Here is a 17,174-nt window from a genome sequence, read left to right as displayed (position 1 = left end):
TTTGAAAGTATCTCTGATGGCAGAATTAACTGTGCCAATGCTAATAGTCCTTGATTGTTCATGGTGCAAAGATATAAATTTTCTGTAGAATCAAAGAATATTCCCCCCTAGGTTTATCGGGTGAGCCTAGAGTAGGCTTAGATGGATATATAAACAAAAAAAAAGAGTTCCAATATTTTGGAACTCTTTGTGGGCGCTGAGGGATTCGAACCCCCGACCCTCTGCTTGTAAGGCAGATGCTCTAAACCAGCTGAGCTAAGCGCCCTTATTTCTTTGTTTGATTGCTTATTTCTTTTAAGCGATTGCAAAGGTACGGAGTTTTTGTGAATCCACCAAATATTTTGGGAACTTTTTTCGTGTTTTTTCGAAAAAAGTTCCCAAAACGCGTTTTTTATGCCTAAAATGCGTGATTTTCGGCATTACAGACGGTATAAATCGCTTGCAGCAAGTAGATCTACTTTCTTTTCTGCGAGTATTCTTTCGCAGCCCTCAAGGTCTGTTGGACGTATGACTACGTGCGCCACATCGCCGTTGGAGAATGAGTACATATATTCGATGAATACTCCGTTTTCCGACAAGTGTTTCAGTACTTTTGCCAGTGAACCGCTGGTATTGGGACATACAAAGCCGATGACATCGGTCATTTTTACGGCGAAGTGTGATGCTTTGAGCACTTGGTAGGCTTTGTCGGGGTCGCTTACTATGCAGCGCAGGATGCCGAAGTCGCTGTTGTCAGCAATACTCATGGCTGAGAGGTTGACGCCTGCATTGCCCAGCACGTCTGTAACTTCTGTCAGGCGGCCTGACTTGTTTTCGAGGAAAACGGATAGTTGTTTAGCTAACATATTCTTATTGTTTTATTGTTTGTTGTTTCTGTTGTCTGTATGTCGCATGATTGAAATGCGGTTGTGTGTCGTTTGGTCACGGCGTTTATAGCTTGCGTTTATCGATGACGCGTTTAGCTTTACCGGTAGAGCGCTCGATGGCACGTGGTTCTACGAGGCGCACTTTGAAGCCGAGTCCGATGACGCTACGCAGTTCTGCTTCGAGTTTCTTCTGCAGTCCAACCATGGTTGACATCTCGTCGGTGTAGTATTCCTCTTTGACCTCTACCTGCAGTTCGCTTGTGTCGGTATTGTCTTTACGATCGACGGTCAGCAGGAAGTGCGGTTCGTATTCAGGCAACGAGAGGATGACTGATTCGATTTGTGATGGGAATACGTTGACGCCACGTATGATGAGCATGTCGTCGCAGCGTCCCAGTATGCGGTCCATGCGCACTAATGTGCGTCCGCATGCACATTTCTCATAGTGTAGTGCGGTGAGGTCGTGTGTGCGGTAGCGCAGCAATGGCATTCCCTCTTTGGTAAGGTGTGTGAAGGTAAGTTCTCCCAATTGTCCTTCAGGCATGGGTTCTCCTGTTTCAGGATTGAGTATTTCGGGGTAGAAATAGTCTTCGTTGAGGTGTGTACCGTTCTGACATTCACATTCGTATCCCACTCCTGGTCCTGCTATTTCGCTCAGTCCGTAGATGTCGTATGCTTTGATGCCCAATGATGTTTCGAGTTTATGGCGCATCTCTTCAGTCCATGGTTCAGCTCCGAATGCACCAATTCTGAGTTTGAATTCGTCTCGTGGCCATTCGCAGTCTTTTAGTGTTTCTGCTAAGAACATGGCGTATGATGGTGTGCAACAGAGTACCGATGTGCCGAAGTCGTGCATCAGCGTGATTTGTTTCTGTGTGTTTCCACTTGACATAGGAATCACGCTGGCTCCGATATTGGTAGCTCCATCGTGAGCACCGAGTCCTCCGGTGAAGAGTCCGTAGCCATAGCTCACTTGGAAGATATCGTTTTTTGTAGCGCCGTATGCAGTGAATGCGCGTGAGATAGCTTCGGTCCACATGGCAAGGTCTTTGCGGGTGTAGAGTACTACTACCGGTTTACCTGTAGTTCCTGAAGAGGCGTGGATACGCACAATCTGACTCATGGGCACGGCAGTCAGTCCGAAGGGATAGTTGTCGCGCAGGTCGAGCTTGTTGGTAAATGGTAGTTTCACGATGTCGTCTATATCTCGGATATCACCAGGTTCGAGTCCCATTTCTTGAAATTTCTTCCGATAGAATGGTGTGTTGTGATAGACGTAGTCTGCCATTTTTCGCAGACGTTGGCTTTGTAGGTCGCGAAGCTGTTCGCGACTCATACATTCAATAGTTTCATTCCAGATCATTTTCTGTCTTGTTTTCAGTTGTGTATATCCTTGACAAAGGTACGAATAAGCGAGCAGAATTCAAAAGAAAAGCGTGTTTTTCTTTTCATTCTCGAGCGAAAGTACCTAAGAGGCACAGCCTCAAAGGTACGAATAAGCGAGCAGAATTCAAAAGAAAAGCGTGTTTTTCTTTTCATTCTCGAGCGAAAGTACCTAAGAGGCACAGCCTCAAAGGTACGAATAAGCGAGCAGAATGCAAAAGAAAAGTGTGTTTTTCTTTTCATTCTCGAGCGAAAGTACCTAAGAGGCATGGTGTCAAAGGTAGGAATTAGCGTGGCGTAGATATAAAAAAGGTGACCGCTTAATTGCGATCACCTTTAGTCTTTGTCCAGAAATCTGTGAGCCAAATGTCGAACACCAGCGTGCTGTATGCTGGTATTACTCCGCTGGCGGTTTCTCCGTATGCCAGTTGATATGGTATGGTCACTCGCCAATGGTCGCCTTTATGCATGTTCATTAATGCTGTGCTGAATCCATCGACGAAATCGGAAGCAACGGGCAGTCGGTATCCTGATACAGAACCGTATGAGTTGTACTGTGCCATCTTGTAGGGAGCGGTAACGGCAGGGTCGTATGTCCCCTCAAAACTTTGGTCGAACACATATCCGTCTTTGTACGACTTTGATGGCAGGAGGCGTCCGCGATACTGCATACATAGTGAGTCGTTGTAGTATGGCGATGTAGTGCCTTCTCCGCGCTCTATTACATCCACGAGGATGCAGTCGGTCTGTGGGATGTTGATGGAGTCGGAAACCGACCATTTGCGTACAACGAACGATGAGGCAGTGGCAGAGGCATGTAGTTTGTATTGTGTTTCAAAATACTGTTCATTGGTGTTTTTCCAATCAACAAATTCCTCTTCTGTGCCATCGTCTTCGCTGCATGATGCCGCAAAGAAGGGCATCAAGGCAAACAGGCAACCTGCGAGGATTGTCTGTTTGCTGCGTATCATCATGTTGTAGATGCTCATTATTATATAATAAGTGTATTTACTGAATCTTCTTGAGCAGGCTGACAATGCTCACCTTGTCTTCGATGATGCTTGCCAAGTCGCTGATATTGACGCGCTCCTGTTCCATGGTGTCGCGGAAGCGGAGTGTCACCTTGCCATCGTTGAGTGAGTCGTGGTCAACGGTAACGCAGTAAGGAGTACCGATGGCATCCTGACGACGGTAGCGCTTTCCGATAGAGTCTTTCTCGTCGTATTGGCAGTTGAAGTGGAACTTCAGGTTGTTGATGATTTCGCGTGCCTTTTCGGGCAGTCCGTCTTTCTTGACGAGTGGCATGACTGCCAGTTTTACAGGAGCCAGGGCGGCGGGCAGTTTGAGTACTACGCGTGTTTCACCGTTTTCGAGTTTCTCTTCGCAGTATGAGTGACACATGACTGAGAGGAACATACGATCTACGCCGATCGAGGTCTCGATGACATACGGAGTGTAGCTCTCGTTGGTCTGTGGATCGAAGTATTTGATGCTCTTTCCTGAGAATTTCTCATGCTGTGAGAGGTCGAAGTTGGTACGTGAGTGAATACCTTCCACTTCTTTGAAGCCGAATGGCATCTTGAATTCGATGTCGGTGGCTGCGTTGGCATAGTGTGCAAGTTTATCGTGGTCGTGGAAGCGATAGTTTTCTGCACCGAAACCAAGAGCTTGGTGCCAAGCCATACGAGTTTGTTTCCATTTGGGGAACCATTCGAGTTCAGTACCTGGAGTTACGAAGAATTGCATTTCCATCTGTTCAAATTCGCGCATGCGGAAGATGAACTGGCGTGCTACAATCTCGTTGCGGAATGCTTTACCAATCTGAGCGATACCGAATGGAATCTTCATGCGACCGGTCTTCTGCACGTTGAGGTAGTTGACAAAGATACCCTGTGCGGTTTCTGGACGGAGATATACTTTCATAGAACCTTCAGCGCTGGCTCCCATTTCGGTAGAGAACATCAGGTTGAACTGGCGTACGTCCGTCCAGTTGCGTGTGCCGCTGATGGGGCATACGATTTCTTCGTCAAGGATGATCTGCTTCAGTTCTGCGAGGTCTGGTCCTTGCATGGCTTTAGCGTAGCGCTCATGTAGTGCGTCGCGCTTGGCAATATGCTCTTTTACTCGTTCGTTGGTTTCGAGGAATTTGGCTTCGTCAAATGCTTCTCCGAAGCGTTTGCGTGCTTTTGCCACTTCCTTCTGCACCTTCTCATCGTATTTTGCAATCTGGTCTTCAATCAGCACATCGGCACGATAGCGCTTTTTTGAGTCGCGGTTGTCGATGAGGGGGTCGTTGAATGCGTCAACGTGTCCAGAGGCTTTCCAAATTGTGGGGTGCATGAAGATGGCAGAATCGATACCGACAATGTTTTCGTGGAGCAGTACCATTGATTTCCACCAGTATTCTTTGATATTGTTTTTCAACTCTACACCGTTCTGTCCGTAGTCGTAAACGGCTCCCAATCCATCGTAAATATCGCTGCTTGGAAATACGAAACCATATTCTTTACAGTGGCTTACGATTTTCTTAAATACATCTTCTTGTGCCATAATGCTTTTACTTCTTTTCAAAAATTATGCGTGCAAAGGTAGTGCAAATCGAGCGAAATACAAAAGAAAAACGATTTTTTCTTTTTATTTCCGAGATGCAGCCTACCTAAGTACAGGGTTACAAAGGTAGTGCAAATCGAGCGAAATACAAAATAAAACGTGTTATATTTTGTTTATTCGAACGTGATGGGGCTTACATTGTGCGTAAGTTTATGGGAGTTAGTTGGGAGTTGCTTGGGATTTACAGACCTTGCGGAAAAGCGCAAGAAACAGGGATGGCTGCATCCCGAATGCATCCCGAATACATCCCGAATGTTTTTTTTGCTTTGCAAATAATCTTTTTTGGGGGTAATGTTAGAACATTCTCGCAAAAAAATCGTATTTTTGCAATCTAAAACCTAAAATATTAAAGTATGAAGAAGCTGCTTTCGATACTAATGTTTATGGCACAACTCTCGGTAGTTGCACAGCCATTCGATTTTCAGAACACTCGATTGAAGGATGACCAGCGTATCAATCTCTTTATCGGCCAGTTGACACTCGACGAGAAGATTTCTCTTCTCTCCACACAGATGGGGGTACCACGTTTGGGCATTCCGGCTATCAGTTGCTATGAAGGACTTCATGGGGTGGCTTTGGGTGGACCTGCAAACAATAACGGAATGATTGAGGTGAATGGTGAAAAGCGCCCCAATCCACTACCGACTTCCATCTTTCCACAGGCATATGGATTAGGAGAAACGTGGGATCGTGAGGCTGTGCGCATGGTAGGTGAGCAGATGGCTGCCGAGGCCCGCTATTATATTCATCAACCCAATGCCCGCCGCAAGGGACTTGTCATCTATGCGCCCAATGCCGATTTGGCACGCGATCCCCGTTGGGGACGTACCGAAGAGAGTTATGGTGAAGATCCGTACCTAACCGGACAGCTCGCCGTGGCTATGGTGCGCGGACTGCAAGGCAATCATCCTCGCTATTGGAAAGCAGCCGCGCTGATGAAACATTTCCTTGCCAATAGTAATGAATATGGTCGCGATTCTACCTCCAGCAATTTCGACGACCGATTGTTTCGCGAGTATTATTCCTATCCTTTCTATAAAGGAATCACGCAGGGAGGGTCACGTGCCATGATGGCAGCCTATAATTCTTGGAATGGAACACCTATGGCCATACACCCATGTCTGCAAAGTATCGTTCGCAAAGAGTGGGGGAATGATGGCATTATCTGTACCGATGGTGGTGCGATGGGTATGCTATCGACCGCCCATAAGGCATTTGCTACTAAGACAGAAGCCGCAGCTGCCGTGGTGAAAAACCAGTTGGGACAGATTCTCGACCGCTATCAGGATGAAATCCGCGAGGCGCTTGCCAAGGGAATGGTTACTGAACAAGATATCGAAGTGGCTATTCGGGGTAATGTGCGCGTGATGCTCCGCCTTGGACTGCTCGACGGAAAGAATTCGCCCAACCCGTATGCAACCATGGGAACAGATACAACCGCCACACCGCCCTTTATGACCGAAGAGGCACGGAATGCTGTGCGAGAGGTGACCAACAAGTCGGTAGTACTCCTGAAAAACAACGGACTCCTGCCGCTCGATAGTAAGAAAGTGAAAAAGGTGGCTGTTGTCGGACCTTATGCCGACGAGATTATCTATGACTGGTATAGTGGCACACCTCCCTATGAAGTAACTGTCTTGAAAGCACTTCGCGAACTGGGAGCACAACAGGGATTTGAAGTGAGCTACGTGAAAGACAACCGTATGGGTGAGGCAGAACGTCTGGCACGTGAAGCCGACGCTGTGGTAATATGTACAGGCAATCATCCTTATGGTACCAAGGCTGATTGGTTCTTCTGTCCAGTACCCAGCGACGGTCGCGAAGCCGTTGACCGCCTATCGTTGCAATTGCCCGATGAAGATCTCGTTCGTCAGCTCTATCGTGCCAACCAGAACACAGTACTTGTGCTTGTCAGCAGTTTCCCATATACCATCAATTGGAGTAATGACCATCTGCCTGCCATCCTCCACATCACCCATTGCAGTCAGGAGCAAGGCCATGCCGTAGCCGATGCACTCTTCGGACGCATCAATCCTGCCGGTCGCACCACTCAAACATGGGTGAAGGATATTCTCGATTTGCCCGCCATGATGGACTATAATATCCGTAATGGCCGTACCTATATGTATCAGCAAGGCGATGTGCTCTATCCTTTCGGCTACGGATTGAGTTACACGACGTTCCGATATGGTGAGCCAAAGGTTAATCTGAAAGACAAACATACCGTGACCGTTACGCTCCCTGTTACCAATACTGGCGGTCGTGATGGCGATGAGGTTGTCCAATGTTATGTGAACTATCCTGATTCTAAAGTTGAACATCCACAGAAACAGCTCAAAGCCTTTGAACGAGTGGCTGTCAAAGCTGGAGAAACACGCGAGGTCAAACTCACCATCGACCGTGCCGACCTTACCCATTGGGATGAGGCTACCCATCGTTTTGAGGCAGAAAAGGGTCGCATCCAACTCATGATAGGTGCGTCATCAGCCGACATACGGACGGAAATATCGTTTGAAGTGAAGTAAAACCGAGCATCCAACTTGCAAAATTCGAATATTTTTCGTAATTTTGCAAGAATTAAAGGCGTTGGCAGACAATGCCTATAACTTAAAAGGATAAACATCAATGGACGACGAAATCAAGGACGACGAAATACTGAACGAAGAGCAATACACCACCGAAGAGGTTGAAGCCGAGGCACACTCAGGCTATAAACCCGTGGATAGGTTTGATGCGGCAGCCGTACACCATCTTAGCGGAATGTATCAAAACTGGTTTCTGGACTATGCTTCGTACGTAATCCTGGAACGTGCCGTACCACATATTGAAGATGGACTAAAGCCTGTGCAGCGCCGCATCCTTCACTCGATGAAGCGAATGGACGACGGTCGCTACAACAAGGTGGCAAATATCGTAGGACACACCATGCAGTTTCACCCACATGGCGATGCTTCTATTGGCGATGCGCTGGTACAGATCGGACAGAAAGAATTGCTGGTGGATACCCAAGGAAACTGGGGAAATATCCTCACCGGCAACCGTGCTGCCGCCCCTCGTTATATTGAGGCACGCCTGTCGAAGTTTGCCCTCGATACGGTTTTCAATCCGAAAACTACCGAATGGCAGATGTCCTACGACGGACGCAACAAGGAGCCCATCACATTGCCCGTAAAGTTTCCGTTGCTTCTGGCACAGGGAGCCGAGGGTATTGCCGTAGGTCTGTCGTCGAAAATACTGCCCCACAATTTCGTTGAACTGTGTGATGCAGCCATCAGTTATCTGCATGGCGAGGAGTTTCATCTCTATCCCGACTTCCCCACAGGCGGCTCTATTGATGTTTCGAAATACAACGACGGACAGCGAGGCGGTTCGTTGAAAGTACGTGCGAAGATAGAGAAACTCGACCAGAAGACCCTTGTCATTCGAGAGATTCCCTTCTCCAAGACTACCGAAACCATTATTGACTCGATACTCAAAGCCATCGAGAAAGGAAAGATTAAGGCACGTCACGTGGAAGACCTCACCGCAGCCAAGGTGGAGATACAAATACAGTTGGCACCCGGTGTCTCGTCCGACAAGACACTCGATGCGCTCTATGCTTTCTCCGATTGCGAAATCAATATTTCGCCCAACTGCTGTGTCATCGAAGACAATAAGCCGAAATTCCTCACCATATCCGATGTGTTGCGCCATTCAGCCGACCGCACTAAGGATCTTATCCGGCAGGAACTCGAAATCCGCAAGAACGAACTTCTTGAGCAGTATCATTTCGCTTCGCTTGAAAAGATATTCATCGAAGAGCGCATCTATAAAGACCGCAAATTCGAACAGGCACCCAATGTTGATGCCGTATGCGAACATATTGACGAACGCCTCACTCCCTACTATCCACAATTGGTTCGTGAGGTAACCAAGGATGATATTCTCAAGTTGCTGGAGATTAAAATGCAGCGAATCCTTAAGTTCAACAAGGATAAAGCCGACGAACTCATGGCACGCATCAAGGAGGAAATCGAACAGATTGACCGCGACCTCAACAACCTTGTAGAGGTCACCGCCAATTGGTTTAAGTTCCTTAAAGAGAAATATGGTAAGGATCATCCGCGACTGACCGAAATCCGCAACTTCGATACCATCGAGGCTACCAAGGTTGTTGAGGCCAATCAGAAACTCTATATCAACCGTGTCGATGGATTTATAGGTACAGGACTGAAGAAAGACGAGTTTGTCTGCAACTGTTCCGATATCGATGATGTCATCATCTTCTACAAAGATGGTAAGTTCAAGGTCATCCGTGTGGCAGATAAGATATTCGTAGGAAAGAATATACTGTGGCTTGGTGTGTTTAAGAAAAACGACCAGCGCACTATTTATAATATGGTGTATCGTGACGGAAAGAAAGGCTTCTATTATATCAAGCGCTTCAACGTGCCGTCGGTTACTCGCGATCGCGAATACGACCTGACCATTGGAACCCCGGGATCGCGTGTCGTTTATTTCACCGCCAATCCCAATGGCGAGGCTGAAGTTATCAAGATAACACTCGACCCTGCACCAAAGCTCAAAAAGATATTCTTCGACAAGGACTTCTCCGAGGTGCTCATCAAGGGACGTGCTGCTAAGGGTAATCTGCTGACCAAGTTCCAAGTGCATCGCATCGGACTAAAGAGTCATGGTCACTCCACATTGGGCGGACGCAAAGTGTGGTACGATCCCGATGTCAACCGCCTGAACTACGACGAGCACGGACGCTTGTTGGGCGAGTTCAACGATGGCGACCAGATACTCGTATTCCTACCCAATGGTGAATACTATCTTACCAATTTCGATGTCAACAACCACTTCGAAGACAATATCGTAAGACTGGAGAAATACGATGCCGACAAGGTCTGGAGCTGTGTGCTCTACGATGCCGACAATCAAGGATATCCCTATGTCAAGCGCTTCTTGCTGGAAGCATCCAAACGCAAACAATGTTATCTGGGCGAGAATCCCAATTCCAAGGAGATATTGCTCACCGACCAAGTCTATCCGCGCATCCTTGTCACCTATGGTGGAGCCGACGAATTCCGTGGATCAGAGGAGATTGACGTAGAACAGTTTATTGCTGTTAAGGGCTATAAAGCAAAGGGTAAACGTCTCACTACCTACCAGATTGCCGGCATTACCGAACTGGAACCCACTCGTCTGCCTGACCCACCCAAAGAAGATGAGGCCGATGAAACGGAAGAGGAAGAGAATCTGGACCCTGATGCTGGAAAGAGTCAGCAACAGGTGATTGACGAACTGACTGGACAACAAACGCTTTTCTCTGATGAAGACTATCAATAGAACGCTCTTCGTACTGGCACTTATGCTGAGTGCAACGTCGGCAATGGCACAAACCGCTACCGATTCTCTCCGTATCTCTACGGTAAGTCACATGGTGGGAGGTGGCGCATCCCAGGTGCTTGACACCTATCTGTCTGCCGAACATTTTAGCGGACCGGGAGTTACTTATCTCTGCACCGTCGAACGACAGCGCCCACAACGAAGATGGGGCACGGTCATGGAACATGAAGTCAACTTCTCGTCGGTTAGCGACCGTACCGATCAGCGCGACGAACTGGAAGGTGCCTACAATTTCTATTGGGGACGTTTGCGCCGTTGGCAACTGCTCGACAATCGCCTGACCCTACAGGCAGGAGGCATGGCTAATGCCTCGTTGGGATTTATCTATAATAGTTCCAATTCAAACAATCCTGCCCAGGCTCGTGCACATCTTAATCTGATGCCTACCGGAGTGGCTTCCTATCGCTTCTCGGTCATGCGCCATCCGGTAGTGGCACGCTACGAACTCGCCTTGCCATTGGCAGGAGTGATGTTCTCGCCCAACTACGGACAGACCTACTATGAGACTTTTGTCAGAGGCGACTATGACGGCAACGTGCGGCTGACCACCTTTGTGTCGGCACCTGAGTTTCGTCAGATGTTGACACTCGAAACGCCATTATCAGCGTCTATCGCCCTTCGCATCGGCTATTTGGGCAACTATCAGCAGTTTCATGTCAATCATCTGAAGCAACATGTCTATACTCATCGCTTCATGGTGGGCATCACCCGTCGGTTCTCAATCATTTCGCGCCGGCTCTGAATACAATTCAGACAGCGTAAAACAATCAATCCCGTAACGAATCATGATGACAGTTCTATCCCATAAATTGAATATCGTCCATCGGCTTTGCCCATTTGGATTCATGCAGACGCTGAACCGTTTGCACACCGTCGCCCTGATGTTGTGCGCCATATTCGTGGTCACGATGTTCACTTCTTGTATCGACGAAGACGAACAACCCAATACGCCAACCGGCAATTTTGAGGCACTTTGGCGTATCATCGATCAGCATTATTGCTTCTTCGACTATAAGCAACAGCAGTATGGACTCGATTGGCAGGAGGTCTATGTCAAATACAAGGAGCGCGTCAGCGACCGCATGACCGATCGTCAGCTCTTTGAAGTGATGACCGATATGCTGTCGGAACTTCGCGACGGACACGTCAACCTTGGTGCCAGTTATGATTACGGGCGCTATTGGGCATGGAAGGAAGACTATCCCTCAGATTATAGCGATTCGCTCGAACGCATTTATCTCCGTACAGACTATAAAATTGCCAGCGGCATGAAATATCGGGTGCTCGACGACAATATCGGCTATGTGCGCTATGAGTCGTTTGCCGATGCAATAGGAGAGGGTAACCTCGATGAGGTATTGTCTTATTTCCTGCTTTGTCGCGGACTTATTATCGACATCCGTAGCAATGGCGGTGGCGAACTGACCAATGCCGAGCGCTTGGCTTCCCGCTTCGTTGATGAGAAGACGTTGGTGGGATATATGCAACACAAGACAGGTACGGGACATAATGATTTCAGCGAACTCAAAGCTCAGTATCTCGAACCCTCCAGCAGGCTGCGTTGGCGCAAACCGGTATGTGTTCTTGTCAACCGTGGGGTGTTTAGCGCTGCCAACGAGTTTGCATCGATGATGCATGCGCTCCCAAATGTCACTCTGGTAGGTTATCGTACTGGTGGCGGTTCTGGCATGCCGATGAGCAATAGTCTGCCTAATGGATGGATGGTTCGCTATTCAGCCTGCCCCATGTACGACAGTCAGAAGCGTCAGACAGAGTTTGGCATCGAGCCCGACATCTCCCTCCATCTCGATGATGCAGATACGCGTCGTGGTGTCGATACCATTATCGAAACCGCACGAAATGTGATCAAAGGAAAGTGAAATCAGCTTTCGCTCTCGTCATGGAGCATCGATGTAGCATCTGTTTCTATAAATAAGGAGTCGTTCATGTCGTTGAGCGACTTCTTCTTTTTATTTTCTTTGGCACCTGCCTTAATCAGGTTTTTGGCAGCTGTGATGATGCTTGGTCCGCTGTCGGCGGTGGTAATTTTCAGTTTGGAAATCTTCTTGATGGTATCGTTCATGCTCGATTCCACCTCCATGAAACGAATGCCAAAGTCCTGCACACGGTCTATCACGGTATTGGCAGCATTCATCATGTCCTGCTGGTTTTGGAGTTGTCTCACCTGTGTCCACATCATCTCCAATACGCGCAAGTTCATATACATGGTCTGCGGACCGAGTATCAACACCCCTTCATCGTAGGCTTCGCGCCATAGCGAGTTGTCGTTGAGTAGAGCCAGATTGAGTGCCCCTTCTATCGGCACATACATAATGGCGAAATTGAGTCTGTTGTATCCGCTTGGCAGATATTTGGTATATTCCTTTTTTGCAAGTCGCTTCACCTGTGCTCTTACGCTGGCGATGTGTGCTTTAAGATAATCTGACTTCTCGGCTGTGCCGTCTTCTGCATTCATATATCGCTCATAGTCTGTCAGCGACATTTTTGAATCTACCACCACATGGCGGTTGTTGGGGAAATGCAGAATGAAGTCGGGTATCAGTCCCTTTCCGTCTTCGCCTTTTGCTGTTTTTCCTGCTTTGTCGCGTAGTGTTTCCTGCGTGTCAAACTGTTCACCCTCTTTCAGTTCAAGGTCTTCAAGGAGTTGTTTCAGTTTCAATTCGCCGAAGTTGCCCTGCACTTTCACCTCACCGGTAAGAGCTCTGGTCAGTCGGTCGGCAGTTTCTCCCAGTTCTGCACTCTTCTGCATATTGATTTTGATGGTCTCGTCGAGTCGGGTGAGTGCTTCGTTTTGTTGTTCCTTCGATTTATTGAAAGCCTCCTGCATATCCTTCAGGCTCTGTTGCAACGGGTCGATAATCTTCGACACCTGTTCTTTGTTTCTCTCTCCCAACTCTTCCTGTCTGCGCTTGAGCACTTCCTCCGATGTGGTCTGCATCTGCTCTTTGATGAGTTTTATCTGACTGTCAATCTGTTCGCGGTTCATTTGCTTCAGCGCTTCTATTTGTTTTTCGGCACCCTCTTTGGTTTGTTCCAGTTGTTTCTCGTGCGAGGTTTTCAGTTCTGCAATCTGTGTTTCGTAAGAAGCCTTGAAGTCGGCGAGTTGTTTCTCAAAAGTTTCTTTCAGTTCGCTTTCCCTTTTGACATTGCGATCCCTTTCGGTATTGATAGTTTGTTGGGTATTTTCCTTTAGGGCGCTCATCTGTTTTTCGAAGTCAGTTTTCTGTAAAGTCAACTGTGCACAGAAATTCTCAGCGTGAGTTTTCTGCACATCGCGCTCCGATGTAAGTGTTATGATTTGATTCTGTTGATTGGCAATGGTGCTTTCCTGTGCTTGTATTTTCCTGGTCAAGTCAGTCAGTTGTGCGTGTAGATTGTCAATCAGTTCGGCATTGTTTTGTCCGTTACCTTTGCTTTTGTTGCCTAATGTGAAGCCTACTGCCACCATGATGACAGCTACCACAGCAATAATGATGAGATATGTTACCATACGTTTTGATGTGTTGGGAATGTTGCGGGTTATATTGCATGCAAATATATAAAAATTAAATGAGAGAGGCGAAGATGTTGGCTTAAAAATCTTGCTTTATCATTATTTTCTTTGGCTGAATCCTTGTTGAAGATAATTCTTTGAAACAGAAAAAGCCCAGTTTACTTTTTTGGCAACTGTTATATTGTCATCTGTACGCATAGTTTTAATAGTATCGAATTCGGTACAATTAAGAATCTGATTATAGAACTGTCCCTTTTAAAAAATGTAATTATAGAGACAACTATCGTCTTGAATAGACGATACGGTTTCCGTACTTGGAATCCATAAAATTTTTGTTTTCTAAAAATTTCGACCACACGACAACAGGTATAGTGTAATGTATTGTAAGATAGTGATTTGTTGCTGTGGTCGATTGCTAAGAACCCGTATTTTTGACCACACTTCGACCACACATGATTTTCCAGATAATCATTGTGGATATTTACACGAAGTAAATAAAAATTATTATCAGGCATTTTCAAACGGCTGACAAAATTATTATCCAACGTTTGACAAAGGTGTTATCCAACGTTAGACAAAGGTGTTATCCAACGTTAGATAAAAGTATTGTCAAACGTTAGATAAAAGTGTTGTCAAACGTTGGATAAGGGTGCTGTCAAACGTTATACAAGGGTCTTTTCAATATTGGAAACAAGTTGTTTCAAATATCAGAAAAGAGTGATGTCAAATATTGTGCAATAGTGTTGTCGAATGTATGATAAGGGTGTTGTCGAGCATCTGAAAATACCAAGCCTATATTGGACTCTATTGCGGTTTCGCAGCTTTTATGGTTGCAACAGCAGATTGGGCATGGTGTTTGGAGGGTGGTCGAATGGTGGTCGAAAATCATAGTTTTTTAGAATCGACCACCGCTGTAAGTTGTTGAAAAGACGAATGATATGCGGAAATGGTGGTCGGTGGTCGAAAAAGTTGAGACTCGCGTGTGCGTGTGCGCGAGGAAATGTTGATCCAGAATAGAGATGTGTGCGCAATGGAAAATAAATTTGTTTGGGTCGAAAAAAATAATGGATTTTGCTTTTTCGTATCGATATATTTCGTAAATTTGCAGTATCGTTTTCCTAACGATGATTGCCGTATATAATTATTAATCTAAAAACTATATTGTTATGAACAACATTCCATTAGTATTTTGGCTGATTCCGATTGCCAGTATTGTTGCATTGGGAATGGCATGGTATTTCTTCCGCACCATGATGAAGGAAGATGAAGGTACAGAGCGAATGAAAGAAATTGCAGCACATGTGAGAAAAGGTGCAATGGCTTATCTGAAACAACAGTATAAGGTAGTGACTATCGTCTTTATAGTGCTTGCCATCGTATTTGCTTTCATGGCGTACGTACTGAAAGTGCAAAATCCATGGGTACCCTTTGCATTTCTCACCGGCGGTCTGTTCTCCGGACTGGCAGGTTTCTTCGGTATGAAAACCGCCACCTATGCATCAGCCCGTACCGCTCACGGAGCGCGCACCGGACTGGACAAAGGATTGCGGATAGCATTCCGCAGTGGTGCGGTGATGGGACTCGTTGTGGTAGGTCTTGGACTGCTCGATATCGCCATTTGGTTTGTTGTACTCAATGCCGTTTATGAAGGCGAAAATACTGCACTCATTACTATCACAACCACCATGTTGACCTTTGGCATGGGCGCTTCCACCCAAGCACTCTTTGCCCGTGTGGGTGGAGGAATATACACCAAGGCTGCTGATGTGGGTGCCGACCTCGTGGGCAAGGTAGAAGCCAATATCCCAGAAGATGACCCACGCAATCCAGCCACCATTGCCGACAATGTGGGCGACAATGTGGGCGATGTTGCCGGAATGGGTGCCGACCTCTACGAGAGCTATTGCGGTTCGATACTGTCAACCGCCGCTTTGGGCGCTACAGCCTTTGCCATGAATGGCGATATGCAGTTGCGCGCAGTCATTGCCCCAATGGTGATAGCCGCCATAGGCATATTCCTGTCGCTTATCGGCATATTCTTGGTGCGCACCAAAGAGGGAGCGTCGATGAAAGAACTGCTCCACTCGCTGGGGCTTGGCACCAATGTCAGCGCCGGACTCATTGCCGTAGCCACCTTTGTGATACTCGATCTGCTGGGTATAGAAAACTGGTTAGGACTCAGTTTCTCCGTTATCAGCGGTCTTGTGGCAGGTGTGGTAATCGGTCAGGCAACGGAATATTACACCTCACAAAGTTATCGACCGACACAAAAGATAGCAGAGGCATCGCAGACAGGACCAGCCACCGTTATTATTAAAGGAATAGGCACGGGAATGATCTCTACGATGATACCCGTAGTCACCATATCGGTGGCTATCATGCTGAGCTATCTCTGTGCCAACGGTTTCGATATGTCGCTCTCGGCAAAGTCTATCAGTATCGGCCTTTACGGTATAGGTATTGCAGCCGTGGGCATGCTGTCAACGCTCGGCATCACCCTTGCCACCGATGCCTATGGACCCATTGCCGACAATGCCGGCGGCAATGCTGAGATGAGCGGACTGGGTGAAGAAGTGCGTGAGCGCACCGATGCCCTTGATGCCCTTGGCAATACTACTGCTGCTACAGGCAAGGGCTTTGCCATCGGATCGGCTGCCCTTACGGCTCTCGCTCTACTTGCTTCCTATATCGAAGAAATCAAGATTGCCATGATACGTGCCGTGGAAAACGGCAAACAGTATTTTGATGCAGCAGGAAATGTGTTCGACCCAACGAATGCAACGACCATAGACTTCATCAATTTCTTCCAAGTGAATCTCATCAATCCGAAGGTCCTGGTAGGTGCTTTCCTTGGAGCAATGGCTGCCTTCCTGTTCTGCGGATTGACCATGGGTGCCGTAGGTCGTGCTGCCGAATCGATGGTGCAGGAGGTGCGCCGGCAATTCCGAGAAATCAAAGGAATACTTGAAGGCAAAGCCACACCCGACTATGGTCGCTGTGTGGAGATAAGCACACGTGGTGCCCAGCGTGAGATGATCATTCCTTCGCTGCTTGCCATCGTTATCCCCATCGTGGTGGGTCTTGTGCTTGGTGTGGCTGGTGTGCTCGGTCTGCTCACTGGCGGACTTGCTGCTGGTTTCACCCTTGCCGTGTTTATGTCTAACTCTGGTGGTGCATGGGATAATGCCAAGAAGATGATAGAAGAGGGCCATTTCGACGGAAAGGGCAGTGAGAACCACAAGGCAACCATTGTTGGCGATACCGTGGGCGACCCATTCAAGGATACCTCTGGCCCCTCGCTCAATATTCTTATCAAGCTCATGTCGATGGTAAGTATCGTGATGGCAGGACTGACCATCATATTCCTTTAACGGTGTGTTGCCGCAGCATGACCTATGGACTGATCAATC

General features: G+C 47.4%; 10 protein-coding genes and 1 tRNA gene. 5 read left to right on the top strand and 6 right to left on the bottom strand.

The annotated features are described in order from the left end of the window. Window positions 1-190 precede the first annotated feature (190 nt). The 5 genes from CIK89_RS10995 to CIK89_RS10970 all read right to left on the bottom strand — a co-directional run bounded on the left by CIK89_RS10995 (window position 191) and on the right by CIK89_RS10970 (window position 4,799). A tRNA-Val gene (locus CIK89_RS10995) sits at window positions 191-265 on the bottom strand. A gap of 154 nt (window positions 266-419) precedes the next feature. After that, window positions 420-845 (bottom strand): amino acid-binding protein, encoded by a 426-nt coding sequence (locus CIK89_RS10990; protein WP_094391412.1) that lies wholly within the window; start codon window positions 843-845, stop codon window positions 420-422. Between the two features lie 85 nt (window positions 846-930). Continuing rightward, a complete protein-coding gene (locus CIK89_RS10985) occupies window positions 931-2,229 on the bottom strand; it encodes a phenylacetate--CoA ligase family protein (protein WP_094391411.1) in 1,299 nt (432 codons plus the stop codon). Between the two features lie 340 nt (window positions 2,230-2,569). Beyond that, a complete protein-coding gene (locus CIK89_RS10975; protein WP_094391409.1) occupies window positions 2,570-3,238 on the bottom strand; it encodes an FKBP-type peptidyl-prolyl cis-trans isomerase in 669 nt (222 codons plus the stop codon). A gap of 19 nt (window positions 3,239-3,257) precedes the next feature. After that, window positions 3,258-4,799: a glycine--tRNA ligase gene (locus tag CIK89_RS10970; protein WP_094391408.1), complete on the bottom strand. Its 1,542-nt coding sequence runs from the start codon at window positions 4,797-4,799 to the stop codon at window positions 3,258-3,260. 443 nt (window positions 4,800-5,242) lie between these two features. Here CIK89_RS10970 and CIK89_RS10965 point away from each other — a divergent pair, with 443 nt between their 5' ends. The 4 genes from CIK89_RS10965 (at window position 5,243) to CIK89_RS10950 (ending at window position 12,130) form a co-directional block, all read left to right on the top strand. Further along, window positions 5,243-7,384: a glycoside hydrolase family 3 C-terminal domain-containing protein gene (locus tag CIK89_RS10965; RefSeq protein WP_254046675.1), complete on the top strand. Its 2,142-nt coding sequence runs from the start codon at window positions 5,243-5,245 to the stop codon at window positions 7,382-7,384. 100 nt (window positions 7,385-7,484) lie between these two features. Continuing rightward, window positions 7,485-10,190, top strand: a complete 2,706-nt coding sequence (locus tag CIK89_RS10960; RefSeq protein WP_094391406.1) for a DNA gyrase/topoisomerase IV subunit A — start codon at window positions 7,485-7,487, stop codon at window positions 10,188-10,190. After that, on the top strand, window positions 10,174-10,992 hold the full coding sequence (locus CIK89_RS10955; protein ID WP_094391405.1) for a DUF3316 domain-containing protein: 819 nt from the start codon (window positions 10,174-10,176) through the stop codon (window positions 10,990-10,992). Before CIK89_RS10960 ends, CIK89_RS10955 begins: the two co-directional genes overlap by 17 nt. 103 nt (window positions 10,993-11,095) lie before the next feature. Beyond that, the gene (locus CIK89_RS10950) at window positions 11,096-12,130 is read left to right on the top strand and encodes a S41 family peptidase (protein ID WP_094391404.1); all 1,035 of its coding nucleotides are present in this window, start codon (window positions 11,096-11,098) and stop codon (window positions 12,128-12,130) included. 2 nt (window positions 12,131-12,132) lie between these two features. Here the strand turns inward: CIK89_RS10950 and rmuC are convergent, their stop codons facing one another. Further along, window positions 12,133-13,761 (bottom strand): DNA recombination protein RmuC, encoded by a 1,629-nt coding sequence (gene rmuC, locus CIK89_RS10945; protein ID WP_254046672.1) that lies wholly within the window; start codon window positions 13,759-13,761, stop codon window positions 12,133-12,135. Window positions 13,762-14,930: 1,169 nt separating this feature from the next. Here rmuC and CIK89_RS10940 point away from each other — a divergent pair. Next, window positions 14,931-17,135 carry a sodium-translocating pyrophosphatase gene (locus CIK89_RS10940; protein WP_094391403.1) on the top strand — a complete coding sequence of 735 codons (2,205 nt, stop codon included), beginning with the start codon at window positions 14,931-14,933 and terminating at the stop codon, window positions 17,133-17,135. The last annotated feature ends 39 nt before the right edge of the window (window positions 17,136-17,174 follow it).

Source organism: Prevotella sp. P4-119, from assembly GCF_002251345.1.
Classification (GTDB): Bacteria; Bacteroidota; Bacteroidia; order Bacteroidales; family Bacteroidaceae; genus Prevotella.
This window is presented reverse-complemented; position numbering and strand designations above follow the sequence as displayed.